At 62.6% G+C, this 22,329-nt stretch carries 18 protein-coding genes; 6 read left to right on the forward strand and 12 right to left on the reverse strand.

Translation table 11 applies throughout. The features are described from left to right. Positions 1-64 precede the first annotated feature (64 nt). On the forward strand, positions 65-526 hold the full coding sequence (azu, locus tag JM946_RS20875; RefSeq protein WP_203169312.1) for an azurin: 462 nt from the start codon (positions 65-67) through the stop codon (positions 524-526). Here the strand turns inward: azu and JM946_RS20880 are convergent, their stop codons facing one another. The 6 genes from JM946_RS20880 to rocD form a co-directional block, all read right to left on the reverse strand. Further along, a complete protein-coding gene (locus tag JM946_RS20880; RefSeq protein WP_203169313.1) occupies positions 527-2,038 on the reverse strand; it encodes an MFS transporter in 1,512 nt (503 codons plus the stop codon). After that, positions 2,035-3,843, reverse strand: coding sequence for an alpha-amylase family glycosyl hydrolase (locus JM946_RS20885; RefSeq protein ID WP_203169314.1), 1,809 nt, complete (start codon positions 3,841-3,843; stop codon positions 2,035-2,037). The genes JM946_RS20880 and JM946_RS20885 overlap by 4 nt, the downstream gene beginning before the upstream one ends. 2 nt (positions 3,844-3,845) lie before the next feature. Then, positions 3,846-6,635, reverse strand: a complete 2,790-nt coding sequence (locus JM946_RS20890; RefSeq protein WP_203169315.1) for a TonB-dependent receptor — start codon at positions 6,633-6,635, stop codon at positions 3,846-3,848. 152 nt (positions 6,636-6,787) lie between these two features. Then, positions 6,788-8,401 carry an alpha-glucosidase gene (locus JM946_RS20895; protein WP_203169316.1) on the reverse strand — a complete coding sequence of 538 codons (1,614 nt, stop codon included), beginning with the start codon at positions 8,399-8,401 and terminating at the stop codon, positions 6,788-6,790. A 159-nt stretch (positions 8,402-8,560) separates the two neighbouring features. Next, positions 8,561-9,808, reverse strand: a complete 1,248-nt coding sequence (locus tag JM946_RS20900; protein ID WP_203169317.1) for a DUF1624 domain-containing protein — start codon at positions 9,806-9,808, stop codon at positions 8,561-8,563. A 131-nt stretch (positions 9,809-9,939) separates the two neighbouring features. Continuing rightward, positions 9,940-11,145 (reverse strand): ornithine--oxo-acid transaminase, encoded by a 1,206-nt coding sequence (gene rocD / locus JM946_RS20905; RefSeq protein WP_203169318.1) that lies wholly within the window; start codon positions 11,143-11,145, stop codon positions 9,940-9,942. A gap of 115 nt (positions 11,146-11,260) precedes the next feature. On the opposite strand from rocD, the gene JM946_RS20910 reads away from it, so the two are divergent. Further along, entirely contained in the window at positions 11,261-12,028 is a 768-nt protein-coding gene (locus JM946_RS20910; RefSeq protein ID WP_203169319.1) for an N-formylglutamate amidohydrolase, read from the forward strand. 46 nt (positions 12,029-12,074) lie between these two features. Here the strand turns inward: JM946_RS20910 and dgcA are convergent, their stop codons facing one another. Next, positions 12,075-13,055 (reverse strand): N-acetyl-D-Glu racemase DgcA, encoded by a 981-nt coding sequence (gene dgcA, locus JM946_RS20915; RefSeq protein WP_203169320.1) that lies wholly within the window; start codon positions 13,053-13,055, stop codon positions 12,075-12,077. A 133-nt stretch (positions 13,056-13,188) separates the two neighbouring features. Here dgcA and JM946_RS20920 point away from each other — a divergent pair, with 133 nt between their 5' ends. Then, entirely contained in the window at positions 13,189-13,806 is a 618-nt protein-coding gene (locus tag JM946_RS20920) for a TIGR02466 family protein (protein ID WP_218043035.1), read from the forward strand. A gap of 22 nt (positions 13,807-13,828) precedes the next feature. Here JM946_RS20920 and JM946_RS20925 read toward each other — a convergent pair whose 3' ends face one another. Together JM946_RS20925 and JM946_RS20930 are read right to left on the reverse strand one after the other, a co-directional pair. Then, complete coding sequence (locus JM946_RS20925; RefSeq protein WP_203169321.1) at positions 13,829-15,505, reverse strand: FAD-dependent oxidoreductase; 1,677 nt, start codon at positions 15,503-15,505, stop codon at positions 13,829-13,831. 13 nt (positions 15,506-15,518) lie between these two features. Further along, positions 15,519-16,058 (reverse strand): DsbA family protein, encoded by a 540-nt coding sequence (locus tag JM946_RS20930; protein WP_203169322.1) that lies wholly within the window; start codon positions 16,056-16,058, stop codon positions 15,519-15,521. 96 nt (positions 16,059-16,154) lie between these two features. On the opposite strand from JM946_RS20930, the gene JM946_RS20935 reads away from it, so the two are divergent. The 3 genes from JM946_RS20935 to JM946_RS20945 are packed head-to-tail and all read left to right on the forward strand — an operon-like array spanning position 16,155 to position 19,149. Further along, positions 16,155-17,132 carry a DNA ligase gene (locus JM946_RS20935; protein WP_230979896.1) on the forward strand — a complete coding sequence of 326 codons (978 nt, stop codon included), beginning with the start codon at positions 16,155-16,157 and terminating at the stop codon, positions 17,130-17,132. Positions 17,133-17,186: 54 nt separating this feature from the next. Beyond that, positions 17,187-17,645, forward strand: a complete 459-nt coding sequence (locus tag JM946_RS20940) for a PH domain-containing protein (protein WP_203169323.1) — start codon at positions 17,187-17,189, stop codon at positions 17,643-17,645. Next, the gene (locus JM946_RS20945; protein ID WP_203169324.1) at positions 17,635-19,149 is read left to right on the forward strand and encodes a PH domain-containing protein; all 1,515 of its coding nucleotides are present in this window, start codon (positions 17,635-17,637) and stop codon (positions 19,147-19,149) included. Before JM946_RS20940 ends, JM946_RS20945 begins: the two co-directional genes overlap by 11 nt. A 3-nt stretch (positions 19,150-19,152) precedes the next feature. On the opposite strand, the gene JM946_RS20950 is transcribed toward JM946_RS20945, so the two are convergent. From JM946_RS20950 to JM946_RS20960, 3 genes are all read right to left on the reverse strand, one after another. After that, positions 19,153-20,835 (reverse strand): serine/threonine-protein kinase, encoded by a 1,683-nt coding sequence (locus JM946_RS20950; RefSeq protein ID WP_203169325.1) that lies wholly within the window; start codon positions 20,833-20,835, stop codon positions 19,153-19,155. Positions 20,836-21,241: 406 nt separating this feature from the next. Continuing rightward, positions 21,242-21,712 (reverse strand): hypothetical protein, encoded by a 471-nt coding sequence (locus JM946_RS20955; protein WP_203169326.1) that lies wholly within the window; start codon positions 21,710-21,712, stop codon positions 21,242-21,244. A gap of 50 nt (positions 21,713-21,762) precedes the next feature. After that, complete coding sequence (locus JM946_RS20960; RefSeq protein ID WP_203169327.1) at positions 21,763-22,314, reverse strand: Lrp/AsnC ligand binding domain-containing protein; 552 nt, start codon at positions 22,312-22,314, stop codon at positions 21,763-21,765. Positions 22,315-22,329: the final 15 nt, after the last annotated feature.

The following is a 22,329-nucleotide window of genomic DNA, read 5'->3' on the forward strand; positions in this document are numbered from 1 at the left end:
AAAGCGGGCGCGCCGCACCGGACAATCCGTCCCCGCGATCTTAACCTCTTCAGCAGGTAATCCGATGACAATCTCCAGAATTCTCGCCTCCACCCTCGTGCTCGCCGCGCTGAGCGTGTTCGCCCCGCTCACCCACGCCAAGACCTGCGAGCTGGCCATCGAAGGCAACGACGCCATGCAGTTCAACAAGCAGACGCTCGCGGTCGCGGCCGACTGCACTGAAGTGAAGCTGACCTTGAAGCATACCGGCAAGCTGCCGGCGGCCGCGATGGGTCACAACTGGGTGCTGACGGAAACCTCGGCGTTCCAGCCGGTCGCGAACGCCGGCATGAGCGCGGGCCTGCCGAACAACTATGTGCCCAAGGACGACAAGCGCGTGCTCGCGCACACCAAGGTGATCGGCGGCGGTGAGACTACCAGCATCACCTTCCCGACCTCGAGCTTGAAAAAAGGCGGCGATTACACCTTTTTCTGCTCCTTCCCCGGCCATTGGTCGGTGATGAAGGGCAAGCTCACCTTCGGTTGATCAGCGATTCGGCACCGAGCTTGGCGTAAGCGGCGCGGCCGCTTGCGCCGGCTCCCGAACACGCAACACCGCGACGCCGGCGAGGAACAGACTGGCCCCGCCCACGGCCAGGGCATACACGGGCGCGCCGCCCATGAACGTCCGCAATACAAAGCCGAGCACGCTGGCCGCCAGCAGTTGCGGAATCACAATGAAAAAATTGAAGATGCCCATGTACACACCCATCTTCTCGGCGGGCAGGTTGTCGGATAGCAGCGCGTAAGGCAGCGACAAGATCGAGGCCCAGGCGAATCCCACGCCGATCATCGCGACCAGCAGCCACTGAGGATCGCGAATCACCAGGAACGCAAGCAGCCCGGCCGCGCCCAGCCACACGTTGATCATGTGACTGACGCGCAGACCCCACCGGCGCACCATCACCGGAATGATCAGCGCCGCGAGTGCGGCGAAGCCGTTATAGGCGCCAAACAACACACCGACCCAGTTCGCGCCGTCGTTGTATGCCGCGGATTGCACATCGGTCGAGCCGAAGTGCACCTGAGTCACGGCGGCTGTCGTATAGATCCACATGGCGAACAGCGCGAACCACGAAAAGAACTGCACGACTGCGAGCTTGCGCATGGCCTCGGGCATGTCGTGCACGTCGGCCATGATGGCCGTGAACATATTGCTCGATCGCGAGCGGCTGAGCACCAGCAAGGCCACGCCATAGACGGCGATGCCGCCCCCGAGCAGATACAGCTGCCGGTCCCAACCGAATAGATAGACCGCGAGCAACCCGAGGACGCCGGCGCCGAACCAGATCGCGCCGCCCCGCCGCGTTCGAGAAACATCCAGCGGCCGATGCCGCACCATGCCCGCATCGTCGAAATTCTTCAGTTGCTCGGGCGGATACTCGCGCGTGCTGAACACCGTCCAGCTCACCGCCCCCAGCAACATCGCGCCGCCGAAGTAGAAGGAATATTTCACCGTGTCCGGGATCTCACCGGGCCCGGCGCTGTTCTCCACCCCGAGCCGGGTCAGGATCCAGGGCAACAGGCTGGCGATGACCGAGCTCACACCGATGAAAAAACTCTGCATGGCGTAACCGGTCGGCCGTTGCGGCGGCGGCAACTGATCGCCGACATACGCCCGAAATGGCTCCATGGATACATTGATGGATGCATCCAGGATCCACAGCAGGCCGGCGGCGATCCACAGCGTGGGCGAATTCGGCATGAACAGCAGCGCCAGGCTCGCCGCGAGCGCGCCGAACAAAAAATACGGCCGGCGGCGACCGAGCCGGGTCCAGGTGCGATCGGAGTAGTAACCGACGATGGGCTGCACGATCAGCCCGGTCAGCGGCGCGGCCACCCACAGCATCGGAATCTGATCCAGATCCGCGCCGAGCGTCTGGAAGATGCGACTCACATTGGCGTTCTGGAGCGCGAAGCCGAACTGGATGCCCAGGAATCCGAAACACATGTTCCAGATCTGCCAGAACGACAGCGCGGGCTTTTGCATACGAGTCATGTCGCATCTTGCGCTGCGCAGACCACGTAGCTCAAGGGCTCGATCATCACGCGATAGCTGCCCGGCGCGGACGGCTGCGGCCCGCATGCTCCTTTCAGCGATGTGAAGGCGCGGGTGCGAACATCGATCTCAACGTTCGCCAGCAGCGGCTGAGTCGATGTATTGAACGCGATTACGATCTCACGCTGTGTCTGCGGGTCGATGCGTGAGACGGCGAACAGGCCCGGCTTCTCCGCGTAGTTACGCACGATCTGTTTGCCCTGGCGCAGGGCTGCGTGTTGTTTGCGAAGCGCCGCCAGCTCCTGGATCGTCCGATACAGCGGATGATTGCGGTCGAAATTGCTTTGAGCGGTGGCCGCCTGGGTACCCAGCAGCACGTTGTCGTTATAAACGGCCACCTGGCTGGGGAACATATCCTCGCGGGCGTCCTGATCCGTGCCATCGCCCGCGAAGCCCTGCTCGTCGCCCGAATAGATGACGGGGACGCCGCGTAGCAAGAACATCATCGCGTGCGCCAGCATGGTCCGTTGCAGCACCTCGGCATCGCTGACGCCTGGCAGATTCACGCGAGCGTAGTGCGCAAAACGTCCGACGTCATGATTGCTGATGAACGTCGGCAACTGGAGCGCGGTGACCTCGCCGCCTTCATACAATACATCGCTGCTGAACAGAGTCGTGAGCTTGTCCGACCCGGCGCCTTGCGTGAGTGTGTCGATGACGGTGGCGCGAAATGCGAAGTCGAGCACCGAGGGCAGCCGATCGACACGCGTGTGTCGGGCCAGCATGGCGACATCGGCGTTCGATACGAACACTTCCCCGAAAATGTGGAAGTTGTCGATGCCGCGTGCTCGCGCTCTTGCCTGCATCGCCGGCACGAAGGCCTGCCAGAACTCCGGGTTCACATGTTTGGCGGTGTCGATGCGAAAGCCGTCGACGCCAAACTCGTCGATCCACTTCCCGTAGATGTCGATGAAGCCCTGCAGCACGCGCGGGTGCTCGGTCATGACATCGTCGAGACCGACGAAGTCGCCCATGGTGGCGCTCTCGCCGCTGAACGTGGTCTCGCCGCGATTGTGATAATAGACGGGATCGTTGAGCCACTCCGGCACCTTCACCTTGGCTTCGTGCGGGCGCACGAACACGTCGTAGGCGTAGTCGACGCGGCTGAGCCGGGCGAAGTTGGCTTCCGTCTGCACGCGCTCGCCCAGAAAGCCTTCGTTGATCGGCGAGCCATCGGTGCCGCCGGCGCGGCTATACGGATAGTCGGCAGGCGAGCGATACACGCAGGCAGAGGCTGCGCACTGTCGATAGGAAATCACATCCGCGGTGTGATTGGTGATGATGTCCAGATACACCTTCATGCCGCGCGCGTGGGCCGCATCGACGAACGCCTTCATTTCTTTCTGAGTGCCGAAATGAGGATCGACCCGCGTGAAGTCGGTGATCCAGTATCCGTGATAGCCGGCGGACTCGTTGCCCGGAGGGCCTTGCACCGGCTTGTTCTTGTAGATCGGACCGAGCCAGATGGCGGTGGCGCCCAATTGCTCAATGTAATCGAGCCGTGCGATCAGGCCCTTCAGATCGCCGCCGTGATAGAAGCCTTTGTGCGAGGGATCGAAGCCGGTCTTGAGCCGGTCCCCGCGCAGACCGCCGCGATCGTTGCTCGGATCGCCATTCTCGAAGCGATCCGGCAACAGGAAATAAACGATCTCATCTTGCGGCAGCCGCGCGCGGAAATCGCCGGAATCGGCCGCTTGGGCCGCGAATGCGAGCAGCCCAAGCGTCAGCAACCATCGAGTCGTCATCATCACAACCGATAGTTGATGCCGAGCAGATATTGTCTGCCGTACTGCTGGAAGTCCTGCTGGCGCGACTCGACCACCGAATAGGCGATGTAAGGCTCGTTGGTGAGATTGTTGACCTGCAGAAGGATGGACAATCCCTGCAACGCGCCGGCGCCGAACTCGTAACCGAGCTGCGCATCGGTGATCTGATCGCCCTGCACGTACTTGAAGGCGCGATCGTTGGCGAAATTGGTCACCTCGCCGATGTACTCGGAGCGCGAGCGGGTCGCGACGCGCGCCGAGAAACCGGCGTTCTCGTAGTACACCGTGGCGTTCCACACCGTCTTCGACAGACCCGGCAGCGGAATCGTGCCGAGCCCGTTGCCGCCGGTGAACTGATTGTTCGGCGGATCCTCGATGGTGATGCTGCTCTCGGTGCGCGACACGCTCAGGAGGGTGCCGAAGCCGGTGAGCGCCTCGGTGAACAACTCACCGGTCAGCGCCACCGACAATTCCAAGCCTTTGAGATTGCCGCCCTCGCCGTTCACCGGCTCGGTGAAGCGCCCCGTGGTCGGAATGGACGTGCCCGGTGGGACATTCTCGAAATACTCCGGCGGCAGACTCGCCAGCAATTCCGAGAAGTCGAAGTCGGCGGTGGTCTGGGCGTAGATATACGTTCTCAGATCCTTGTAGAAGCCCGCCAGGGACACATACGCATTCGGCCCGAAATATCTCTCATACGAAATGTCATACGCGTACGCCCGCCACGGGTCCAGACGCGGGTTGCCTCCAGAGCCGCCGGGCTGGCCGGTGGCGGCGTCATAGCCGATCTCGCTCGACGCCTTGAGTTGATCCATGCGGGCACGCGCGATCTCTTTCGCGACGCCGACTCGAATCGCCTGCTCCGCCGGCAGCATGAAGGCGAGATTGATCGCCGGCAGCACATCGGTGTAGTCCTTGCCGTCGCTGTAGGGCGTGGCCACGCCGTTGCGCAGGCGTAAAGCATCGGAGCTTTGATCGGTCTGCACCACCTGCACACCCAGGTTGCCGCGCAAAGTCACGCTCGAGGACAGGTCGTGATCCAGATTGCCCTTCACGTAAGCGGTGGTGACTTCCTCGCTGACCTTCCAGTTCTTGCCCACCAGGTAGGCGAAGTCAGGATCGTCCGGCCGGCCATACACGATGGGATTGTAGTAGGCGCCGAGCACCCCCAGTACGTCCCAGGCCAGGGTGCGATTGGCATTGGCATAGCCGAGGTTGGTGGGCGCGAGCAAATGTTCTCCCCCCACCTGGTAGTACGCACCGTCCCGCGTGGACAGATTGGCTTCCGGCTGCACCTTGTCCTTGGTGCGATCCGAATAGTTGAAGCCTACCGACACATCGGACAGAAAGCCGCCCAGCTCGCGCACCACGTCGAAGCGCGCCGACTTCAGCTCATCTTCGACATGCGGGATCTTGGTATAGCCCGCGCCATAGATGGTCGGGCCGAGCCGGACCGCGTTGGGGTCGGCGTAGTCGAGATTGAAATTCAAGGTCGGCATGTCATGCCGCGACAGGCTGAAGAAGCCGGAGTCCGGAATGTTGGAGGTGCCGCCGAGCACGTACTGGCCGTTGGTCTCGTACTGCTCCTCGTCGCGCTCGGCCTTGGAATAGCTCGCATCGGCGATGAAGGTCCACACGCCTGCGAACCATTTGTGGTTCCAGCCGGTGGCGAAAATCTCATCTTCGGTCTTGAACAGGAAGTTGCGAGCCAGCGGCACACGGTTGAGCAGATCGCCGCCCACCACGGTGTTGTCCGCGATGATGGGATTGGCGAAGCCGACGCCCTCGATGGGATAGTTGCCCAGATTGACTTCGAGGCTGCGCGCATTGTCGATCTGCTTGCGCCTGGTGTAGTACAGATCCAGCACGGTTTCATAGGACTCGCTGGGTCGCCACTGGATCGCAGCCATCGCGCCGTCACGGCGGTTCTCGCCCATGTCGGCGCGAATCTTCATGCCATTGGTGACAAACAATCCGTTGGCGACTTCCGGGTGATAGTTGAACTCGTCGACCTCCGGATCGTTCGCGTGCCATGGCTCATAGGTGCCCGCGCCCTGAATCGCAAGCGGCGACTCGAGATGCGCGAAGCCGAAAGTCACGCCGAGGGTGTTGTCCAGAAACTGATCGATGTATGAGAAGCTCGCGCGATAGCCCATTTCGTCGGCGTCCGCGCCCATATCGTCTTGCGAGTTCATTTCGCCACGCACGTTCATGACGATCGCGCGTTGGCTCACATCCAACGGTCGCGTGGTGCGCAGGTCGATGGTGCCCGCGAGGCCCTGACCGACGAGTTGCGCATCCGGCGTCTTGTACACCACGACGGCACTCAATAGCTCCGAGGGGTACTGATCGAACTCGATGCTGCGATTGTCACCGGTGCTCACCTGCTCACGCCCGTTCAAGAGCGCGGTGGTGAAGCCAGGATCGGTGCCTCGCAAGCTGATGGCCGATGCGCGACCTTCCGCGCGTTGTGAAGTCAAGCCCGGCAGGCGCGACAGCGAATCGGCGATGCTGGTGTCCGGCAGCTTGCCGATGTCTTCGGCGGAGATCGCTTCAACGATGCTGCCCGAGCCGCGCTTGAGCTCGATGGCCTCCTCGATGCCGGCCCGGATGCCCGTGACCACGACGGTCTCGAGCTGATCCGTATTCGCTTGCGTGTCCTGCTGTGCTTGTACATTCGTGACGCACAGTAGCGCCACACCAATGGCTGCGCTGCTGCCCAGAGTGCGCGTCACGGCGCGCGCCAACGGCCGATTAGAAATTGCGTTCATTTTCCATCCCCCATGTGCCTGCCGGCCGCGCCGGCATCTGCGTTCGTTCTGTCAGTGCCCCGCGACCTAAGCCGTGGAGCATCGTAGGACCGCAACTGCTCGCGGAACAACGCTATGCATACGTATTCATGATGGAACCTGCGTGTCGCGGATCAGAAGCTGGCGAACACGACCCCGTGGCCCGGAAACGTCAGCCGCTGCCCCTGCAGCACGCCCGCCGCTATTCCGACGCTTTCGATCTGCTGCGTGCCGGCCGGTACGGCAATGGCTGTTTGCGTCGGCTCGGGCGACAGATTGAAGGCGGCGAACACGCGGGAGTCGCCGCTGCATCGGGTGAACGCCAGCAGCGGCTCCGGCACATCGATGAAATTGATGTCGCCCCATCGCAAGGCTGGATGACGCTTGCGCCAATGCAGGAATGCGCGGGTGTTATTGAGCACCGAATGCCGGTCAGCCCGCTGCTTCTCGACATTCACCCGACGATGCTCGGCAGGCACGGGCAACCACGGTGCCACCGAGCTGAAACCTGCATGCTCGCTGTCGTTCCACGGCATCGGCGTTCGACATCCATCGCGGCCTCGGAAGTTCGGCCAGAACGCGATGCCGTACGGATCGCGCAGCGACTCGAACGGCAGGTCCGCTTCGGAGAGTCCCAGCTCCTCGCCCTGATATAGACACACCGAACCGCGCAGCGAGCAAAGCAATGCGATCAATTGGTTGGCAAGGCATGGCGTTGGACGGGCGCCGCCCCAACGCGTCACGACACGCCGGACGTCGTGATTGGAGAACGCCCAGCACGGCCAGCCCTCCGACAGCCTGGCCTCGAAACCTTCGACCACCGAACGAATATGTCGGGCCGAATACTGTTCGGACAGCAGCTCGAAGCTATAGCCCATGTGCAGGCGATTGCCTGTCGTGTACTCGGCGGTGGTCGCGATCGAGTCCTCGGATGAGATTTCAGCGAGCGATGCCGTGTGCGGATACTCATCCAGCAGCTCGCGCAGCTCGGCAAGAAACTGCAGATTCTCCGGCTGCGTGTTGTCGTAGCGGTGATATTGATAGGCGTACGGATTCTCCGGACTGAAGCCGCCGGTGCGGCGTTCAGACGCCGGCTTGGGCGGATTGTCGCGCAGCAGCCGGTCGTGGAAACAAAAGTTCACCGCATCCAGGCGCAGCCCGTCCACGCCCTTGTCCAGCCAGAAACGCACATTCGCCAGCACCGCGCGGCGCAACTCGGGCTGATGGAAATTCAGGTCGGGCTGTGACGCCAGGAAGTTATGCAGGTAGTACTGACGGCGGCGCGGCTCCCAGCGCCAGGCGACGCCGCCGAAGATCGAGAGCCAATTGTTGGGCGGCGTGCCGTCGGGCTTGGGATCGGCCCACACGTACCAGTCGGCTTTGGGATTGTCACGGCTCTGCCGGCTTTCGCGAAACCAGGGGTGCTCGATGGAGGTGTGACTGAGCACCTGGTCGATCATCACTTTCAAGCCGAGCTCGTGGGCTCGGCCGAGCAGCCGATCGAAATCGGCCATGTCGCCGAACAAGGGATCGACGGCGCGATAATCGGCGACGTCGTAGCCGAAGTCGGCCATGGGCGAGCGAAAGAATGGCGCGATCCAGATGGCATCCACGCCGAGCTCCGCCACATAGTCGAGTCGCTGCACGATGCCAGGCAGATCGCCGACGCCATCGCCGTTGCTGTCAACGAAGCTGCGCGGATAGATCTCGTAAATCACCCCGCCACGCCACCACGGCTGTATGGTCATCCTTCCGCGTCCCCTCGAGTCCTGCGTTTCGACGCGCAAAGATTACTCAAAGGACCCCGCCGGATTCGACGGCCTGCATACGTATTCATGAGACCGAGACGAAACGAGCGCCCCCGATGCTGGGGGTCGCTCGCGTGGCGCCGGTGAACGTTCAGAGCGTCACAGATAACTGAGCCACCAATCGCGTCGCTCGCGTTTCACGCGCGCGAACCACGAAGAAAGTGGATACAGCATCAGCAACACGGCCACCCAGGTGAGATAGACCACCGGCAGCGTGTATCCATAGCCTCGCGTCGCGCCGGAGAATCTCGACAGGAAGTCGAAGTACCAGAACGCCGGCAGTCCGCCGAGCACACCTATGATCAGCGCGACGCTGTGCGCCACGTAGATGTGCAGCACATAGGTGAACAGCGGGGTGCGGCCAAACGCCAGCAGAACGTTTCGCAACGGCCCGGCCACCCGCTCCAGTGCGAGGAACAGCAGCATCGACACGCCGAGCGTCACCAGCACGTACATCAGCGAAGGCGGATACTTGGAAACGTTGATGAACGACAGCACGGTCATGATGGCGCTCGACTGCACCGACCACGGCGCCGGATCGCCATAACCGTTGATTGCACGTAGCGCGATGAAGGCCGCTAGAAAGCCCAGCGCGAGCGTGAGCACACTGCGCCTGCGCGGCCCGGGCGCCTGGCGAAAGATGAATCCGAGCCCGTAGCCGAGACACATCACGCCGAACCAGGGGATCACTGGATACGGAATGAAACCTCGCAAGAACAACGTCGGGCCCGGCTGCATGGTCATGAACCACGCCTGCGTCCACATACCGAGCTGCGCGGCGTCGACCAATGATGCGAGCCATTGATGTCCGACGACGATGGCGACGCCCAACGCGAGCACGGCATGTGCAGGCAAACGCACCACCGCCGCCATCAGAATCATGCTGGCGCCGATCGCCCAGATCACTTGCATGAACGCGAGCGGCGGTCCCCAGTTGAAGCCGAAGCCGATCAGCGAAAATTCGAGCACGATCAGCCACAGGCCGCGGGTCAACAGAAAGGTGCTGAGATCGGCCGGCGCCTTGCCATTGGCCCGCTGCATGAAGATGGACACGCCCGCCAGAAACACGAACGTGGGCGCGCACAGGTGTGTGATCCAGCGCGTCATGAACAAGATCGGGCTGGTCTGTGTCAGATCCGTCGGGCTGAATACGAACGCGGGCTCGTGCACGTAGTCACGAACGTGATCCAGCACCATGAGCACGATCACGAGACCGCGCAGCAGATCAATCGCATCCAGACGCAATGCACCGGCACGCGTGAGCGCGGCGTGATGCGTGCGGGTCAATGCAGCGTCGCGCGGGCTGACGAATTCGGGCGCGACCGAGGCCTGGGCGCTTGGGTCCATGCTGACACTCCGAGATGTCGAGGGGTTCCGGAAGGACGTTCCGGCCCGCGTATTGGCGCATAGTCTACGCGCCAACTGCACCTACTTTGGTCAGCGTTGGCAACCGGCGCTAGCCATTGCGCACAGCAAGACTAACGGGCAAGTACGCTCGCGAGCGTCTCGCAGGCGAAGTCGATCTCGGAGCGTTTGATGAGCAGCGGCGGCGCGATCCGCAAGGTATGGACGTGCGTGTCCTTGGCAAGCAGCCCTTTGTCACGCAAACGTTCGCAATATTTGTAAGCACCGCCCGCGTGCGGATGCAGTTCCATGGCGATCATCAAACCGCGACCACGCACCTCGCGGATCAAGTCGCTGTTGATGGCCCGCAGCTGCTTGAGCAAATACTCTCCCTGGATGCGCGCGTTCTCGATCATTCCCTCTTCCACCAGCACACGCAGCGCCGCGCGAGCAATTGCGCACGCCAATGGATTGCCGCCGAAGGTGCTGCCATGGGTGCCCGGTTGCAACACACGCAGCACATCGTTGTTCGCCAACACCGCGGATACAGGGTAGAAGCCGCCCGACAATGCCTTGCCGAGCAAGGTGAGATCCGACTGGATGTCTTCGTGCTCCTGCGCAAGCAGCTTGCCGGTGCGGCCCAATCCTGTCTGAATCTCATCGAGCACCAGCACGACATTTCTTTCGCTACACAGCTCGCGCACACGCTTGAAGTAGCCCGCTGGCGGCATCAGCACGCCGGCCTCCCCTTGTATCGGCTCGACCAGGAAAGCCACAGTGTTGCCATCGATGGCTTCAGCCAGCGCATCGAAGTCGCCGAACGGCACGGTTTTGAAACCGGGCGCGAACGGACCGTAATTGCCATGCGCGAGCGGATCGGTGCTGAAGCCGATGACGCCGAGAGTGCGCCCGTGAAAATTATTGGCGCAGGTGATGATGTTGGCCGCGTTCGGCGCCACGCCTTTGACTTCGTAACCCCACTTGCGCGTCACCTTGAGCGCCGACTCCACGGCTTCCGCGCCGCTGTTCATCGGCAGAATCATTCTGGCGCCAGTGAGCTTCTCCAGCTCCTGATACAACAGCGGCAGCTGATCGTTGCGAAATGCGCGAGACGTGAGAGTGAGCCGCCGCGCCTGCTCGGTCATGGCGGCGAGAATCTTCGGATGACAATGCCCTTGATTGAGCGCCGAGTACGCCGACAAACAATCCAGGTAGCGCTTGCCTTCGGTGTCCCAGACCCAGACGCCTTCGCCGCGTGTCAAAGTGACTTCTAACGGCTTGTAGTTGCGCGCACCGAGCCGCGACTCGATGGCATACAGATCGTTAGCAGATAAATTCATGGGGCACCCGTCGACAGATTAGAGGCGGCGGCGCGCACGATGTCAATGATTCTCCAGAATTGCATGCGCGGGCGCGCTATGTAATTCTGCCGACGAAAATGCAAGCAAACTGCTGATGTCGCACCTCATTGCCGGCACCAACCCGTGGCCCGAGGCGGTTGAAGTCGTAAACGCATCGGGTCGCTCGCCGTTCGTGCTGATCTGCGAACACGCCTCGAACTACATCCCGGCCGAATACCGGCGGCTCGGCCTGGACGAGCAGCAACTGGCTCGTCACATCGCCTGGGATATCGGCGCCGCCAACATCACACGCGCCTTGTTGGAACGGCTCGATGCCGCGGCGTTTCTCGGTCGTTATTCACGGCTGCTGATCGATTTGAATCGGCCGCTGCACGTGGCCGACAGCATTCCAGTGCGCTCGGAGGCCACCGACATTCCGGGCAACCATTCGCTGAATGCCGCCGAGAAGGAACGTCGCCGGCAACGCATCTTTTATCCCTTTCAGAACCAGCTGCGATCGCATCTGGAACAACGCATCGCCGAGGGCCGGCGCAATGTGCTGGTCGCGATCCACAGCTTCACCCCGGTGTACCTGGGCCAACATCGCTCGTGGCACGCCGGAGTGCTGTTCGAAAAGTCGCAAGCGCTCGGCCAGGCGCTCATCGCGCAGCTGAGGCAAGATCCGTTGCTCAATGTCGACGCGAACGTGCCCTATGGCGTGAGCGCCGATGCCGACTATGCGTTGGTCGTGCATGGCGATCAGATGGGCAACCCGGCGGTGCTGATCGAAATCCGCAATGATCTGATCGCCGACAGCGACGGCGTGGAAACCTGGGCCGATAAACTGGAGCGTGCGTTACGCGCTGTCGAACCGCTGAGCTGACGGGCGCCGACATTCCGCGCCCGCCGACTCGTTCTTTAGTGCCCCTTCAGCCCCACAACGACGCCGAGGGCCACGACATCACGCCCGTGCTGTCATACTGAATCGCATCCGGCCAGTCCGCCGCCTGCAACAAAGGTCCATCGAGATCCACCACCTCGCATAGCTGCGCCAGCACCATGCCAGGCGCCATGCCGATCGAGCCCGTCACCATACAGCCCACCATCAACCGCATCCCTTGGGCGCGTGCCGCGTTGGCGAGCTCCAGCGCGGCGGTGAGCCCACCGGTCTTGTCGAGCTTGATATTCACAAACTCATAGCGACTCTTCAGCCGCTCGAGGTCGGCGATCGTATCGATCGCCTCATCCGCGCACACGGGAATCGGCGACTGCCCGGCCACCAACTCATCGTCGCCGTCGACCGGCACCGGCTGCTCCAACAGGTCGACTCGCAACTCCGCCAGTCTCGGTCCCAGCGCATACAGCGTCTTCACATCCCATGCCTGGTTCGCATCCACGATCAAACGCGAGTTCGGCGCGCCTCGCCGTACGGCGCGAACACATTCGAGCGGCTGCTCTTTGTTGACTTTGATCTTGAGCCAACGGTACTGCGCCAGCTCGCGCGCGGTCTTCTCATATTCTTCGACGGAGCGGATGCCAATCGTCACCGCGCTGGCGATTTCTCTTTCATTACCGACGCCGGCCAGCTCCCACACGCGCCGCCCACTGCGCTTCGCCTCCAGATCCCACAACGCCGCGTCGACCGCATTGCGCGCACCGCCGATTGGCAGCACCTTCAGCAACTCGGCGCGCGTGATCCCTGCTTCGATCCTGGCTCGCACCGCTTCGAGCTGCGCCAGCATCCCATCCGGCGTCTCGCCGTGATAATCGACGCCCGCAGCTTCACCGCGCCCGATCAAAGAGCCGTCCTGCAGCTGGACGACGATGACGTCGCTATTGGTGTAGGTGGCGCGCGCGATGACAAACGGCTCACGCAGCGGCCAGGATTTCTTTTGAACGGTAAGTTTCACAACGACTCCTGTCTCGAACTGTCCGCAACTCTGCTGAACGACACCCCCAAGCCAAGGATACAGAAACCCAGTCGGAAACGGCGATTGGCGATCAAAGGATCGTGCTGCAGCCCATCGGGTAGAATGCCTGCCCATGACGATTCAAGCCCTGTTCCCCACCTACGTTTACGCCGCCCCGCTCCAGCGCGGCGACTGGCGCAAGCTCAACAAGCAGCTGCTGCGCGAGTGCCTGCAGTTGCAGATGGACGATGAGGCGGGGAGAAGGTGGTCCAGGAGCAATTATCCTGGCGGCTACACCTCGTACCATTCGGCGCATCGCATGCAGCAGATTTCACCGACGTTCGCGCAGTTGGAGCGGCAGTTGAATCGGCATGTGAATGCTTTTTTGAAGACGCTGGAGTGGGATATGGAGGGGCGCGAGCTCGGGATGACGGATTGCTGGGTGAATATCATGCCCCAGCAAGTCGCGCACAGCATGCATCTGCATCCGTTGTCGACGATCAGCGGCACCTATTACGTGCAAACTCCCCGCGGTTGTGCCGGCTTGAAGTTCGAAGATCCGCGCTTGGAGAAATTCATGGCCGCCCCTCCTCGCCGCGCCGACGCCAGCCCCGCCAACCGCCCCTGGTCCGTGGTCCCTGCCGAAGCCGGCAAAGTCGTGCTGTTCGAAAGCTGGCTCCGCCACGAAGTCCCCGCCAACCCCGTCTCCGGCGAACGCATCAGCATCAGCTTCAATTACAACTGGTTCTAGCGTGGAATGTGCTCGAGGTCTGTCAGCCGAAGACCGCCGGCAACTCCCGCAACACCCGATGCACGAACTGAACGCAAACCGAGCCCTCGCCGACCCCGGAAGCAACCCGCTTGACGCTCCCGGACCGAACATCGCCCACAGCGAAAACACCGGGCAAACTGGTCTCCATGAGATAAGGCGAGCGACTCATCGGCCACCGGGCCGCCGATAGCTCCTCGCGAGTCAGGTCGGCGCCCGTGCGCACGAATCCCTTTGCGTCAAGATTTACGCACTCCTTCAGCCACTCCGTGTTCGGCGCCGCCCCCGTCATCAGAAACACATGACGAATCGGCCGCGTCTCGCTTTCACCGGTGCGGGCATTCGTCCACGTCACTCGCTCGAGATCACATTCACCCTCGAGCGCACTGATCTGCGTACGCGTGTGTAAAGTGATATTCGGCGACTCCTCGATCCGTCGAATCAGATAGTGCGACATCGTCTCGGCCAGCCCGTCCGCCCGCACCATGATGTGCACATGACGACAGCCGCCGGCAAGAAACACCGCCGCCTGGCCCGCCGAGTTGCCACCGCCGACAACGATGATCTCCTCCTGCTGACACATCTTCCCTTCCAGATGCGTCGCCGCGTAATACACGCCGACCCCGGTGTACTTCTGCAAATTCGGCAACTCCGGTTTCCGGTACTGCGCGCCCGTCGCGATCAACACCGTACGGGCGCGAGCAAAACGACCATCCGCCATCTCCACCCGATACGGCCAGCTATCACAATGCAAGGCCACTGCATCACACGCGACATTGAACCTCGCGCCAAACTTCTGTGACTGCACCAATGCACGGCCCGCCAGCGCCTGGCCGGAAATTCCCGTCGGAAAGCCCAGATAGTTCTCGATGCGCGAACTCGTGCCCGCCTGACCGCCCGGCGCGAAGCTATCGATCACCCTCACATCCAGACCTTCCGAAGCCGCATACACCGCACCGGCGAGCCCCGCCGGCCCGGCGCCGACCACCAGCAGATCGTGCACCGCTGTTTCATCGATCTCGGGATTGATCTCCAGAAACTCCGCCACCTGCCGCAAGCTCGCCTTGCGCAGCGCGCGACCATTGCGGCCGATCACCGCAGGAACATCGTCCACCGTCAAACCGGCCCGTTGCAACAGGCCCTCAGCCTCCTCATCCACTTCCGCATCGAGATAGAAATGGGGATGCGCATTGCGCGCCAGGAATTCACGCAGCAACAGCGTATGCCCGCAGTACCGCGAGCCGATCAAAGTCATTTCACTGTTGGGCGCGGAGATGAGCCCCATGCGACGCAGAATGAATGCTCGCATGAAAATCTCGCTGAGCTCCGCGTCGGTTTGCACCACCACGCGCAGATCGCTGTCCGTGATGACCAGCACCTCGCCAGCCTCACGCACCGTCACGCGAACGAAACCCGGCACGCCACGCAAGGTGCTCATCTCGCCGGCGAAATCACCAGGCCCGAGCGGCCTGATCCCCTGCTCGACGACGCCCGGCACCGTGATCTGCAGGCTGCCGGCCAGCACCACGATCATCTTGCGCTCGTGATCGCCCGGCTCGATCAACACCTGACCTTCGGTGGTGACCATATGCACGCCATGCGGCTCCAGACGCGCGATCTGCGCCTTGCTGAGCCGAGGAAACATTTGCTCGGCGCGCTTCTCATACAGTTCGTTTGGCATGACGGATACCGTGCTACTTGCGGAGCGTCGCTTCCACTTCGTCGAACAACGATTGCATGCCGGCGGACACGTCGTGGATCACGCCGTTGAGAAAGATGCCGGGCGTGGCGCGCACGCCGCTTCGCTTGCCGCCTTCGATATGCTCGCGGATGCGCTGACGATAGATTTCGTCATCCATTTCGGCCGTGTAGCGTGACATGTCCAGATTCAGCTGCTCGGCATAGCTGCGGATCTGTGCACTCTTCAGGTGCAGCTGGTGGGCGAACAGCAGATCGTGCATTTCCCAGAACTTGCCCTGCGCGCCGGCGACCTCGGCCGCCTCGGCCGCGGCCAGCGCGTGCGGATGCAGTCCCTCGAGCGGGAAGTGGCGGAAGACAAGGCGCACCTGTCCGGGGAAATGATCCAGCAGCAATTTCAGCGACGGCGCTGCTTGCTTGCAGGTAGGACATTCGAAGTCCCCATACTCCACCACGGTGACCTTTGCGTGCTCAGGACCGAGGATGTGGTCGATATGGGTCACCGGGACACTCAAGTCGCGCGGGTGCTGATTCATGCGTTCTCCCGGGGTTGGATGATCGGTGCGTCTGGATAGTAGCGCCGTTCGCAGGTCTTGAAGAGAATCGCCGTGCTTTGAATGCACGAGGCACGGATGTCCAGGCCACGTTATCGGCAATTTCTGCGCAATCGGCCAGAAATGCCGCCGGCGGGGCCACCCCTCTGGTGCTGTCATGCGCCCATGGACACCGCACTCAAATCCAAAATGAGCATCCCGCAGCGAGTGGCGATCAGCCTGGTCGTCGAATCGGCCATCATCGCCGGGTCACTGGCCGCACCAACGCTCGCCACCGCGGAGCCGCCGCCGCTACTCCTGGCCAACGATTACGAAGACGCGGACATCGATCTGTCGCGCTACTGGGTCAGCGAAAAATATGACGGCGTGCGCGCCTACTGGGACGGTCAGCGTCTGCTCACGCGCGCCGGCAACGTCATCCATGCGCCAGCATGGTTCACGCAAGGCTGGCCGACCACGCCGCTGGATGGCGAGCTCTGGGCAGGCCGGGGCCTGTTCCAGCAAGTCACATCGACGGTGCGCGACCTCGAACCGGATGACATCGCCTGGCGCGCGATTCGTTTCATGGTGTTCGATCTGCCCGCGCATCGAGGCGTGTTCAACGACAGACTTGCAATCTTGCGCACGATGCTCACCGAGCTGCGCATCGATTGGTTGCGCGCAGTGACTCACTTCCGAGTGGCTGACGAAGCAACACTCCAGCAGCAACTGGACCACATCGCCGCCGAAGGCGGCGAAGGCTTGATGTTGCATCGGGATGATTCGCTGTATCGCCCCGAGCGCAGCGACCACTTATTGAAACTCAAGCCGTACCACGACGCCGAAGCCCAGGTGATCGCGCATCTGGAGGGCCAAGGCAAATATCGAGGCATGCTCGGCGCCCTGCTGGTGCGCGACGCGGACGGCACGCAGTTCCGCATCGGCACCGGCTTCACCGATGAACAGCGCCGCAGCCCGCCGCCGATTGGCAGCTGGGTGACTTACCGCCACCACAGCCTGACCGCCCGCGGCATCCCTCGGTTCGCGCGCTTCGTCCGCGTCCGAACCGATCCGTAAGACGGCGAGCCAAATGATTTAAACTGGGCGCCTCTTCCCGGCAGGATGGCGCCTTTGCAGCTTTCACACGTCGACCCCGCGATCATCGGCGTCTGGCGCTGGCATGCCGCCATCGCAACCTTGTTCTTCACCGTGCTCGTCGCGGTATTCAGCGTGCCTGCGCCTGGCATCGTATGGCCGCTGGCGCCGCTGCTGGTTGCGCTCGGCGGCGCATGCTGGAGCTGGCGCTGGCCGCCGCTCTCCTATCGATATTTGAGGTTCGGCGTCGATGACACGGGCATCGCCATCGAGAGCGGCGTGATCTGGCGCTCGCGCATCGCGCTGCCCAGGGTTCGCATTCAGCACACCGACGTGTCGCAAGGACCGCTCGAGCGGCGCTACGGCATCGGAACATTGAAGCTCTACACCGCCGGCAGCCGACACACCAAGATCGAACTGCCCGGCCTGAATCACCAACAAGCCATCGCGCTGCGCGACGCGTTGCTCGCGCAAGGTGGCGCCAGTGGCGTCTGACAGCAACTTCCAGCCCACCCAGCGACTGCACGGGCTGTCCTGGCTGTTCGGCTTGACCGGCGCCATCAGGCAGCTGGTGGTGCCGCTGATCGCGCTGCTGTTCTTCAACGTGCGCGACGACACGCCCGGGCCCTTCGGCCCGTGGATCGTGCCGATCATCGTGACTGCGCTGCTGATTCGCGCCGTGTGGGTGCAGCTGACCTTCCGTTATGGCTTCAGCCTCACCGGCTTGGTGATTCATGAAGGCGCCATCTTCCGTAACGTGCGCCACATCGAATATGCCCGCATCGAAAACATCGACACGGAGCGCGGCCCGTTACATCGACTGCTCGGCGTCGCCGAAGTGCGCGTGCAAACATCGACCGGCGGCAAACCCGAAGCATCGATCAGCGTGCTCGGTCTGCCCGCCGTGCAGGAGATGCGCGAACGCGTCTTCTCTGAAGTCCGTCCAGCAGAGCAGGTCGCGGCCGACTCGCCGCCGGAGCAGACGCTGCTCCACCTTTCCATCGATGAGCTCGTACGCCACGGCCTGATCGACAATCGCGGCATGATCCTGATCGCGGCGGCCTTCGGTGTGCTGCACGAAACCGGGATCTTCGTACTCGATCCGCAGCTATTGGAGCGACTGCTCGAATCGCCCTCGGCAGCCGGTCTCGCGGCGCTCGGCTTGATGATGCAGATCGCCTTAGGTGCACTCACCATTCTGGCAGTGGTCCTCGCCGTGCGAATGCTGTCGGTGATTCTGGCCATCGTCACGCTATACGACTTCAAGCTCACGCGCGTGGCCGGAGATCTGCGAGCACGCTACGGATTGTTTACTCGCGTAGCGCTAACCTTGCGTACGCGGCGCATACAAGCCGTGCATCAAACGGAGTCGTTGCTGCATCGCTGGTTCAAGCGTGTGTCGCTGAGCGTCGATCTTGCCGGCGACGGCGGCGGTGGCGAAGGCGACAACGATAGTTCCCGCATGAGAACGAGATGGCTCGCCCCCGTGTGCCCGGCTGTTTCTGCACCTGAGCTCATCGCCGCGGCCCTGCCTTCCCTCGACTGGAGTCACCAGCCCGATTGGCAGCCGCTTGCCGCGGGCGCCCGCGGGCGCATCTTCCGTAAAACCCTGGCCTGGTCGGTGTTGATCCTGACGCTTCCGGCGATCTGGTATCTGCGCGAGGGCGCAGCGTTCGTGGTGGTGAGTTGCGTCCCGCTCGCCTGGATGCACGCGCATTTATATGTGAAGCACACGCGCTGGGCGTTGGCCCCGGATGCGGTGCTGTTTCGTTCGGGATGGCTGAAGCGTCGGCTCGCCATCGTGCCGCGCGACCGCGTTCAGACGCTGGCCGTCGAGGCCTCGCCGTTCGACCGTCGCAGCCGCATGGCAAGCATCTACGTGGACACGGCGGGGGCCAGCTCGATGGCGGCGGGAATCAGGATCCGATACCTCGGCGCCGAGACCGCCGAGCAACTTGCAAGCGCGTTGTATCGAACAGCGGGCGCGACAGCGCCGTGAGAGCTAATCGCGTGCGAGCGATAACATGCGTGAGAACGGCGAGTCCGTCTTGCGCCACAGGCGTCGACGCAACGACGCCATCGCGATGATCATGCCCGGCAGGATGCCGCTCAGCGCGCTGTAGATATAGTTTCTGTCGGTGACGTGATCCGCCTGCACCAGCAGCGCCAGTCCAAGCAAAGTGCCGAACACCGCACCGATCAGCGCCACCTCCAACCTGAACCGACCCGCGGCGATGCGCCAGCGACGCGTCACGTAATCCATGCTGCTGGCCCACACCGAGCCGCACAACATCATCACCAGGCCGTTGCTGAGGCCGCTCAGTTTCTGCGCCACGACCAGCACCAGCCCGATCCACACCACCGTGGCGATGAACGCTGCGATCACATGGCTGCGGTACCGGGAGCGGAAGAAAGTCTCGCAGAACTCCACCATCAAGGCGGTGCCTATGCCGACGGCGATGCCCGATGGGTACATCCATTCATGGATGCGTCCGATGCTCAGGCTGTCGAAGAAGGCGAACAGCGTGCCGGCGATGGTGCCCAACGCGATCGAGCGACCGAACGAGTTGAAGATGGCGCCCTGCATGTCGTCTTCGCGACGCGCGACGATGCGACTCTGCAATTCGCGCAGCGAATCGAAGCGGGCCTCGGGCCGGGGCGACATCGCACGCATGATGGCGCGGGCGATCGGACGCGGAATATCGCGACGGACCTTCTCGATGGGCTGCACGGCGCCCATGGGCACGCGACCGGTCAGCAATTCATACATGAGCACGCCGAACGCATATTGATCGGCGCGCCAGTCGACTTCCTTCGCATCGACGTGCTGCTCGGGGGCCATGTAGTAGGCCGTGCCGAGATTCATGCCGGTGCGAGTGTATTCGTTGTGCTGATAGGCGCGGGCGATGCCGAAGTCCATCAGCTTCACCACGCCGCTGCTGTCGATCCAGACGTTCTCGGGCTTCAGATCGCGATGAACGATGAAGCGATGCGCATGGCGCAGCGCTTCGAGCAGCTGTTCGCCGATGGCGGTCGCCTCTTCGATCGGGAACGGTTTGCCGGTGGCCAGCTGAGCCTGCATGCGACGACGCAGACTGACGCCGCGCAAGCGCTCCATGGTGAAGAAATATCGACCGCTCGCGACGCCGACGTCGAACACGCGCACGATGTTCGGATGCGCAAGCTTGCACGACACCTTGGCTTCGGACAGGAAACGTCCGCGCGCGGCCGCGCTCGACAGCAATTCGTTGCGCAGAACTTTGATCGCGACTTCTTCGTCCTTCAGACGATCGCGCGCCGCGAACACGCGCCCCATGCCGCCGTCGCCGAGCACCGCCTGTATTTCGTAACGACCCTGGAGCACCACGCCCGGGCCGATCACGACGTTGGAGCCCTGATGCGTCTGGGTCTGCATTTCCGGCTCGTCATCCATGCGCATCATGGTGACGGCGTCGCGGTTCACCTGTCGGGTGGCAGGCTCGGTGGCGCTACGAGCGGTCTGATAGGCGGCGACCAGGCGCGCCAGATCCTGCTGGGCCGCTTCCTGAGCGGCCGGCGTTTCCGCGTTGATGAGCTTGTGCTGAAGAACGGCCAGACGATCCGTATAGTTTTGCCATAACGTGGCCGGATCGTCCGCTGACTCCAGCCCGAGCAGCATGAGTGCATTCTCCAGACGGCTGGACATAGTGGTTCGCGATACTTCCGTGCAAAAGTCAAAGGCAAGGTGTTCTTCCCGGACTGTTATACCCGCATATCGATTCCGGGACGCCAACATTGCACGAGGCCTGACTGCTTGAAAAGTGCCTCCACGAGCAGACACTGTGCAAGCCAGGGGAAAGCTGATAGTCAACCGCTTGAGTAACGCGGCGGGGCGGCTTTTCGACCGGTTGTCGGTCGAGCGCGGCCGATCGTCGGGCGGCGAAATTTCGGCAAGCTCGCGCGCAAGACCGAGACGGAGGTCACATTCCGCGCGGCGCGCATCGGTTGCGCAAAATCGAGTATCTCAGAGGCGCCGTAGACGGCCGAGCTGTCGCCAAAGCGCGAGGCGCAGCGGGCTCATCCTGAACGCCGGCGAGACATAAGGCCCTGCGTTAGCGCCCCTGGCGACCGTGCTTGCAGCGCATGGCCCATTGATGCCGGGCATGCAGGCGCTCGGCTTCATCGTCGGTTTCGGGCGGCAACTTGCGGATTGCCTGCAGAGCGGCGCCATGCGCGATCGCGACTTCCGGAGTGGTTTGCAACAGCGCCCGATAACGCTCCAGGAACGCCTGCTCGACTGGCGCGCCGACGCCGGACAACAGCGCCGATGCATGCCCGCCGATGGCGGCCACTTCAGTCACCGGCAATTCGTCCTCGGACGCGTGATCGATATCGGCGATGAGCTGGTACAAGGGCCGCAGCCATTCCCATTCAGGATGTTCCTGGATGTGACGCAGCAGCTCCAGCGGCGACTGCGGCGCTCCAAAGCGGCGCTCCACCGAGATGATCACGCCCAACAACGCACGCAGGGCGCCGCTCGCTTCGTTCAACGCTTGCAAGGAGGGTGAGTCGGTACGAGCCATGGTCGTGTCTCCGGTGTGACCTTCTCTGTTTGAGTCCGCAGGCGCCCAAATCAAGCTCGAGCGCGTGGACGCTTGGACCCCGCGCCGCCCGCTCGCCCCGCTTCGCTGACGCGCACTCGCACGGCATGCGTGGACTTCACTTCCTCGAGTACGAAATACGTTTGCGTGTGGCGCACGCCGCGCACGTTGACGATCTTGTCGCCGAGCACGCGACGGTACTCGTCCATGTCCTGCACGCGCGTCTTGATCAGATAGTCGAAGCCGCCCGCCACCATGTGGCACTCGACAATCTCCTCCACCAGCTGCACCGCTTCCTTGAAGCGTTGAAACACATCCTGCGTGGCGTGATCGAGCGTGACCTCGGTGAACGCTAGCATGCTTTGCCCGAGGCGCTTGGGATTCAGGTGCGCGTAGTAGCCATCGATGAAGCCTTCGCGCTCGAGACGCCGGACGCGCTCGATGCAAGGCGTGAGCGTGAGGTTCACGGTGCGCGCCAGCTCGGCGACCGTGAGACGGCCGTCGGCCTGCAATAACGACAGGATCTGTCGGTCCACGCGATCCAGCTCGCGGCCCGACTCACGCAGGGGTGGAGTGCTGCTCATACTGCTGTAGTAATA

The sequence above is a fragment of the Steroidobacter gossypii genome (assembly GCF_016801985.1).
In the GTDB taxonomy this organism is placed as follows: domain Bacteria; phylum Pseudomonadota; class Gammaproteobacteria; order Steroidobacterales; family Steroidobacteraceae; genus Steroidobacter; species Steroidobacter gossypii.

What these genes read in the sequence shown, in the direction of transcription:
- azu (WP_203169312.1), top strand. Translation starts at nt 65, where the DNA reads ATGACAATCTCCAGAATTCTCGCCTCCACCCTCGTGCTCGCCGCGCTG.
- JM946_RS20880 (WP_203169313.1), bottom strand. Translation starts at nt 2,038, where the DNA reads ATGACTCGTATGCAAAAGCCCGCGCTGTCGTTCTGGCAGATCTGGAAC.
- JM946_RS20885 (WP_203169314.1), bottom strand. Translation starts at nt 3,843, where the DNA reads ATGACGACTCGATGGTTGCTGACGCTTGGGCTGCTCGCATTCGCGGCC.
- JM946_RS20890 (WP_203169315.1), bottom strand. Translation starts at nt 6,635, where the DNA reads ATGAACGCAATTTCTAATCGGCCGTTGGCGCGCGCCGTGACGCGCACT.
- JM946_RS20895 (WP_203169316.1), bottom strand. Translation starts at nt 8,401, where the DNA reads ATGACCATACAGCCGTGGTGGCGTGGCGGGGTGATTTACGAGATCTAT.
- JM946_RS20900 (WP_203169317.1), bottom strand. Translation starts at nt 9,808, where the DNA reads ATGGACCCAAGCGCCCAGGCCTCGGTCGCGCCCGAATTCGTCAGCCCG.
- rocD (WP_203169318.1), bottom strand. Translation starts at nt 11,145, where the DNA reads ATGAATTTATCTGCTAACGATCTGTATGCCATCGAGTCGCGGCTCGGT.
- JM946_RS20910 (WP_203169319.1), top strand. Translation starts at nt 11,261, where the DNA reads ATGTCGCACCTCATTGCCGGCACCAACCCGTGGCCCGAGGCGGTTGAA.
- JM946_RS20920 (WP_218043035.1), top strand. Translation starts at nt 13,189, where the DNA reads ATGACGATTCAAGCCCTGTTCCCCACCTACGTTTACGCCGCCCCGCTC.
- JM946_RS20925 (WP_203169321.1), bottom strand. Translation starts at nt 15,505, where the DNA reads ATGCCAAACGAACTGTATGAGAAGCGCGCCGAGCAAATGTTTCCTCGG.
- JM946_RS20930 (WP_203169322.1), bottom strand. Translation starts at nt 16,058, where the DNA reads ATGAATCAGCACCCGCGCGACTTGAGTGTCCCGGTGACCCATATCGAC.
- JM946_RS20935 (WP_230979896.1), top strand. Translation starts at nt 16,155, where the DNA reads ATGTCCAGGCCACGTTATCGGCAATTTCTGCGCAATCGGCCAGAAATG.
- JM946_RS20950 (WP_203169325.1), bottom strand. Translation starts at nt 20,835, where the DNA reads ATGTCCAGCCGTCTGGAGAATGCACTCATGCTGCTCGGGCTGGAGTCA.
- JM946_RS20955 (WP_203169326.1), bottom strand. Translation starts at nt 21,712, where the DNA reads ATGGCTCGTACCGACTCACCCTCCTTGCAAGCGTTGAACGAAGCGAGC.
- JM946_RS20960 (WP_203169327.1), bottom strand. Translation starts at nt 22,314, where the DNA reads ATGAGCAGCACTCCACCCCTGCGTGAGTCGGGCCGCGAGCTGGATCGC.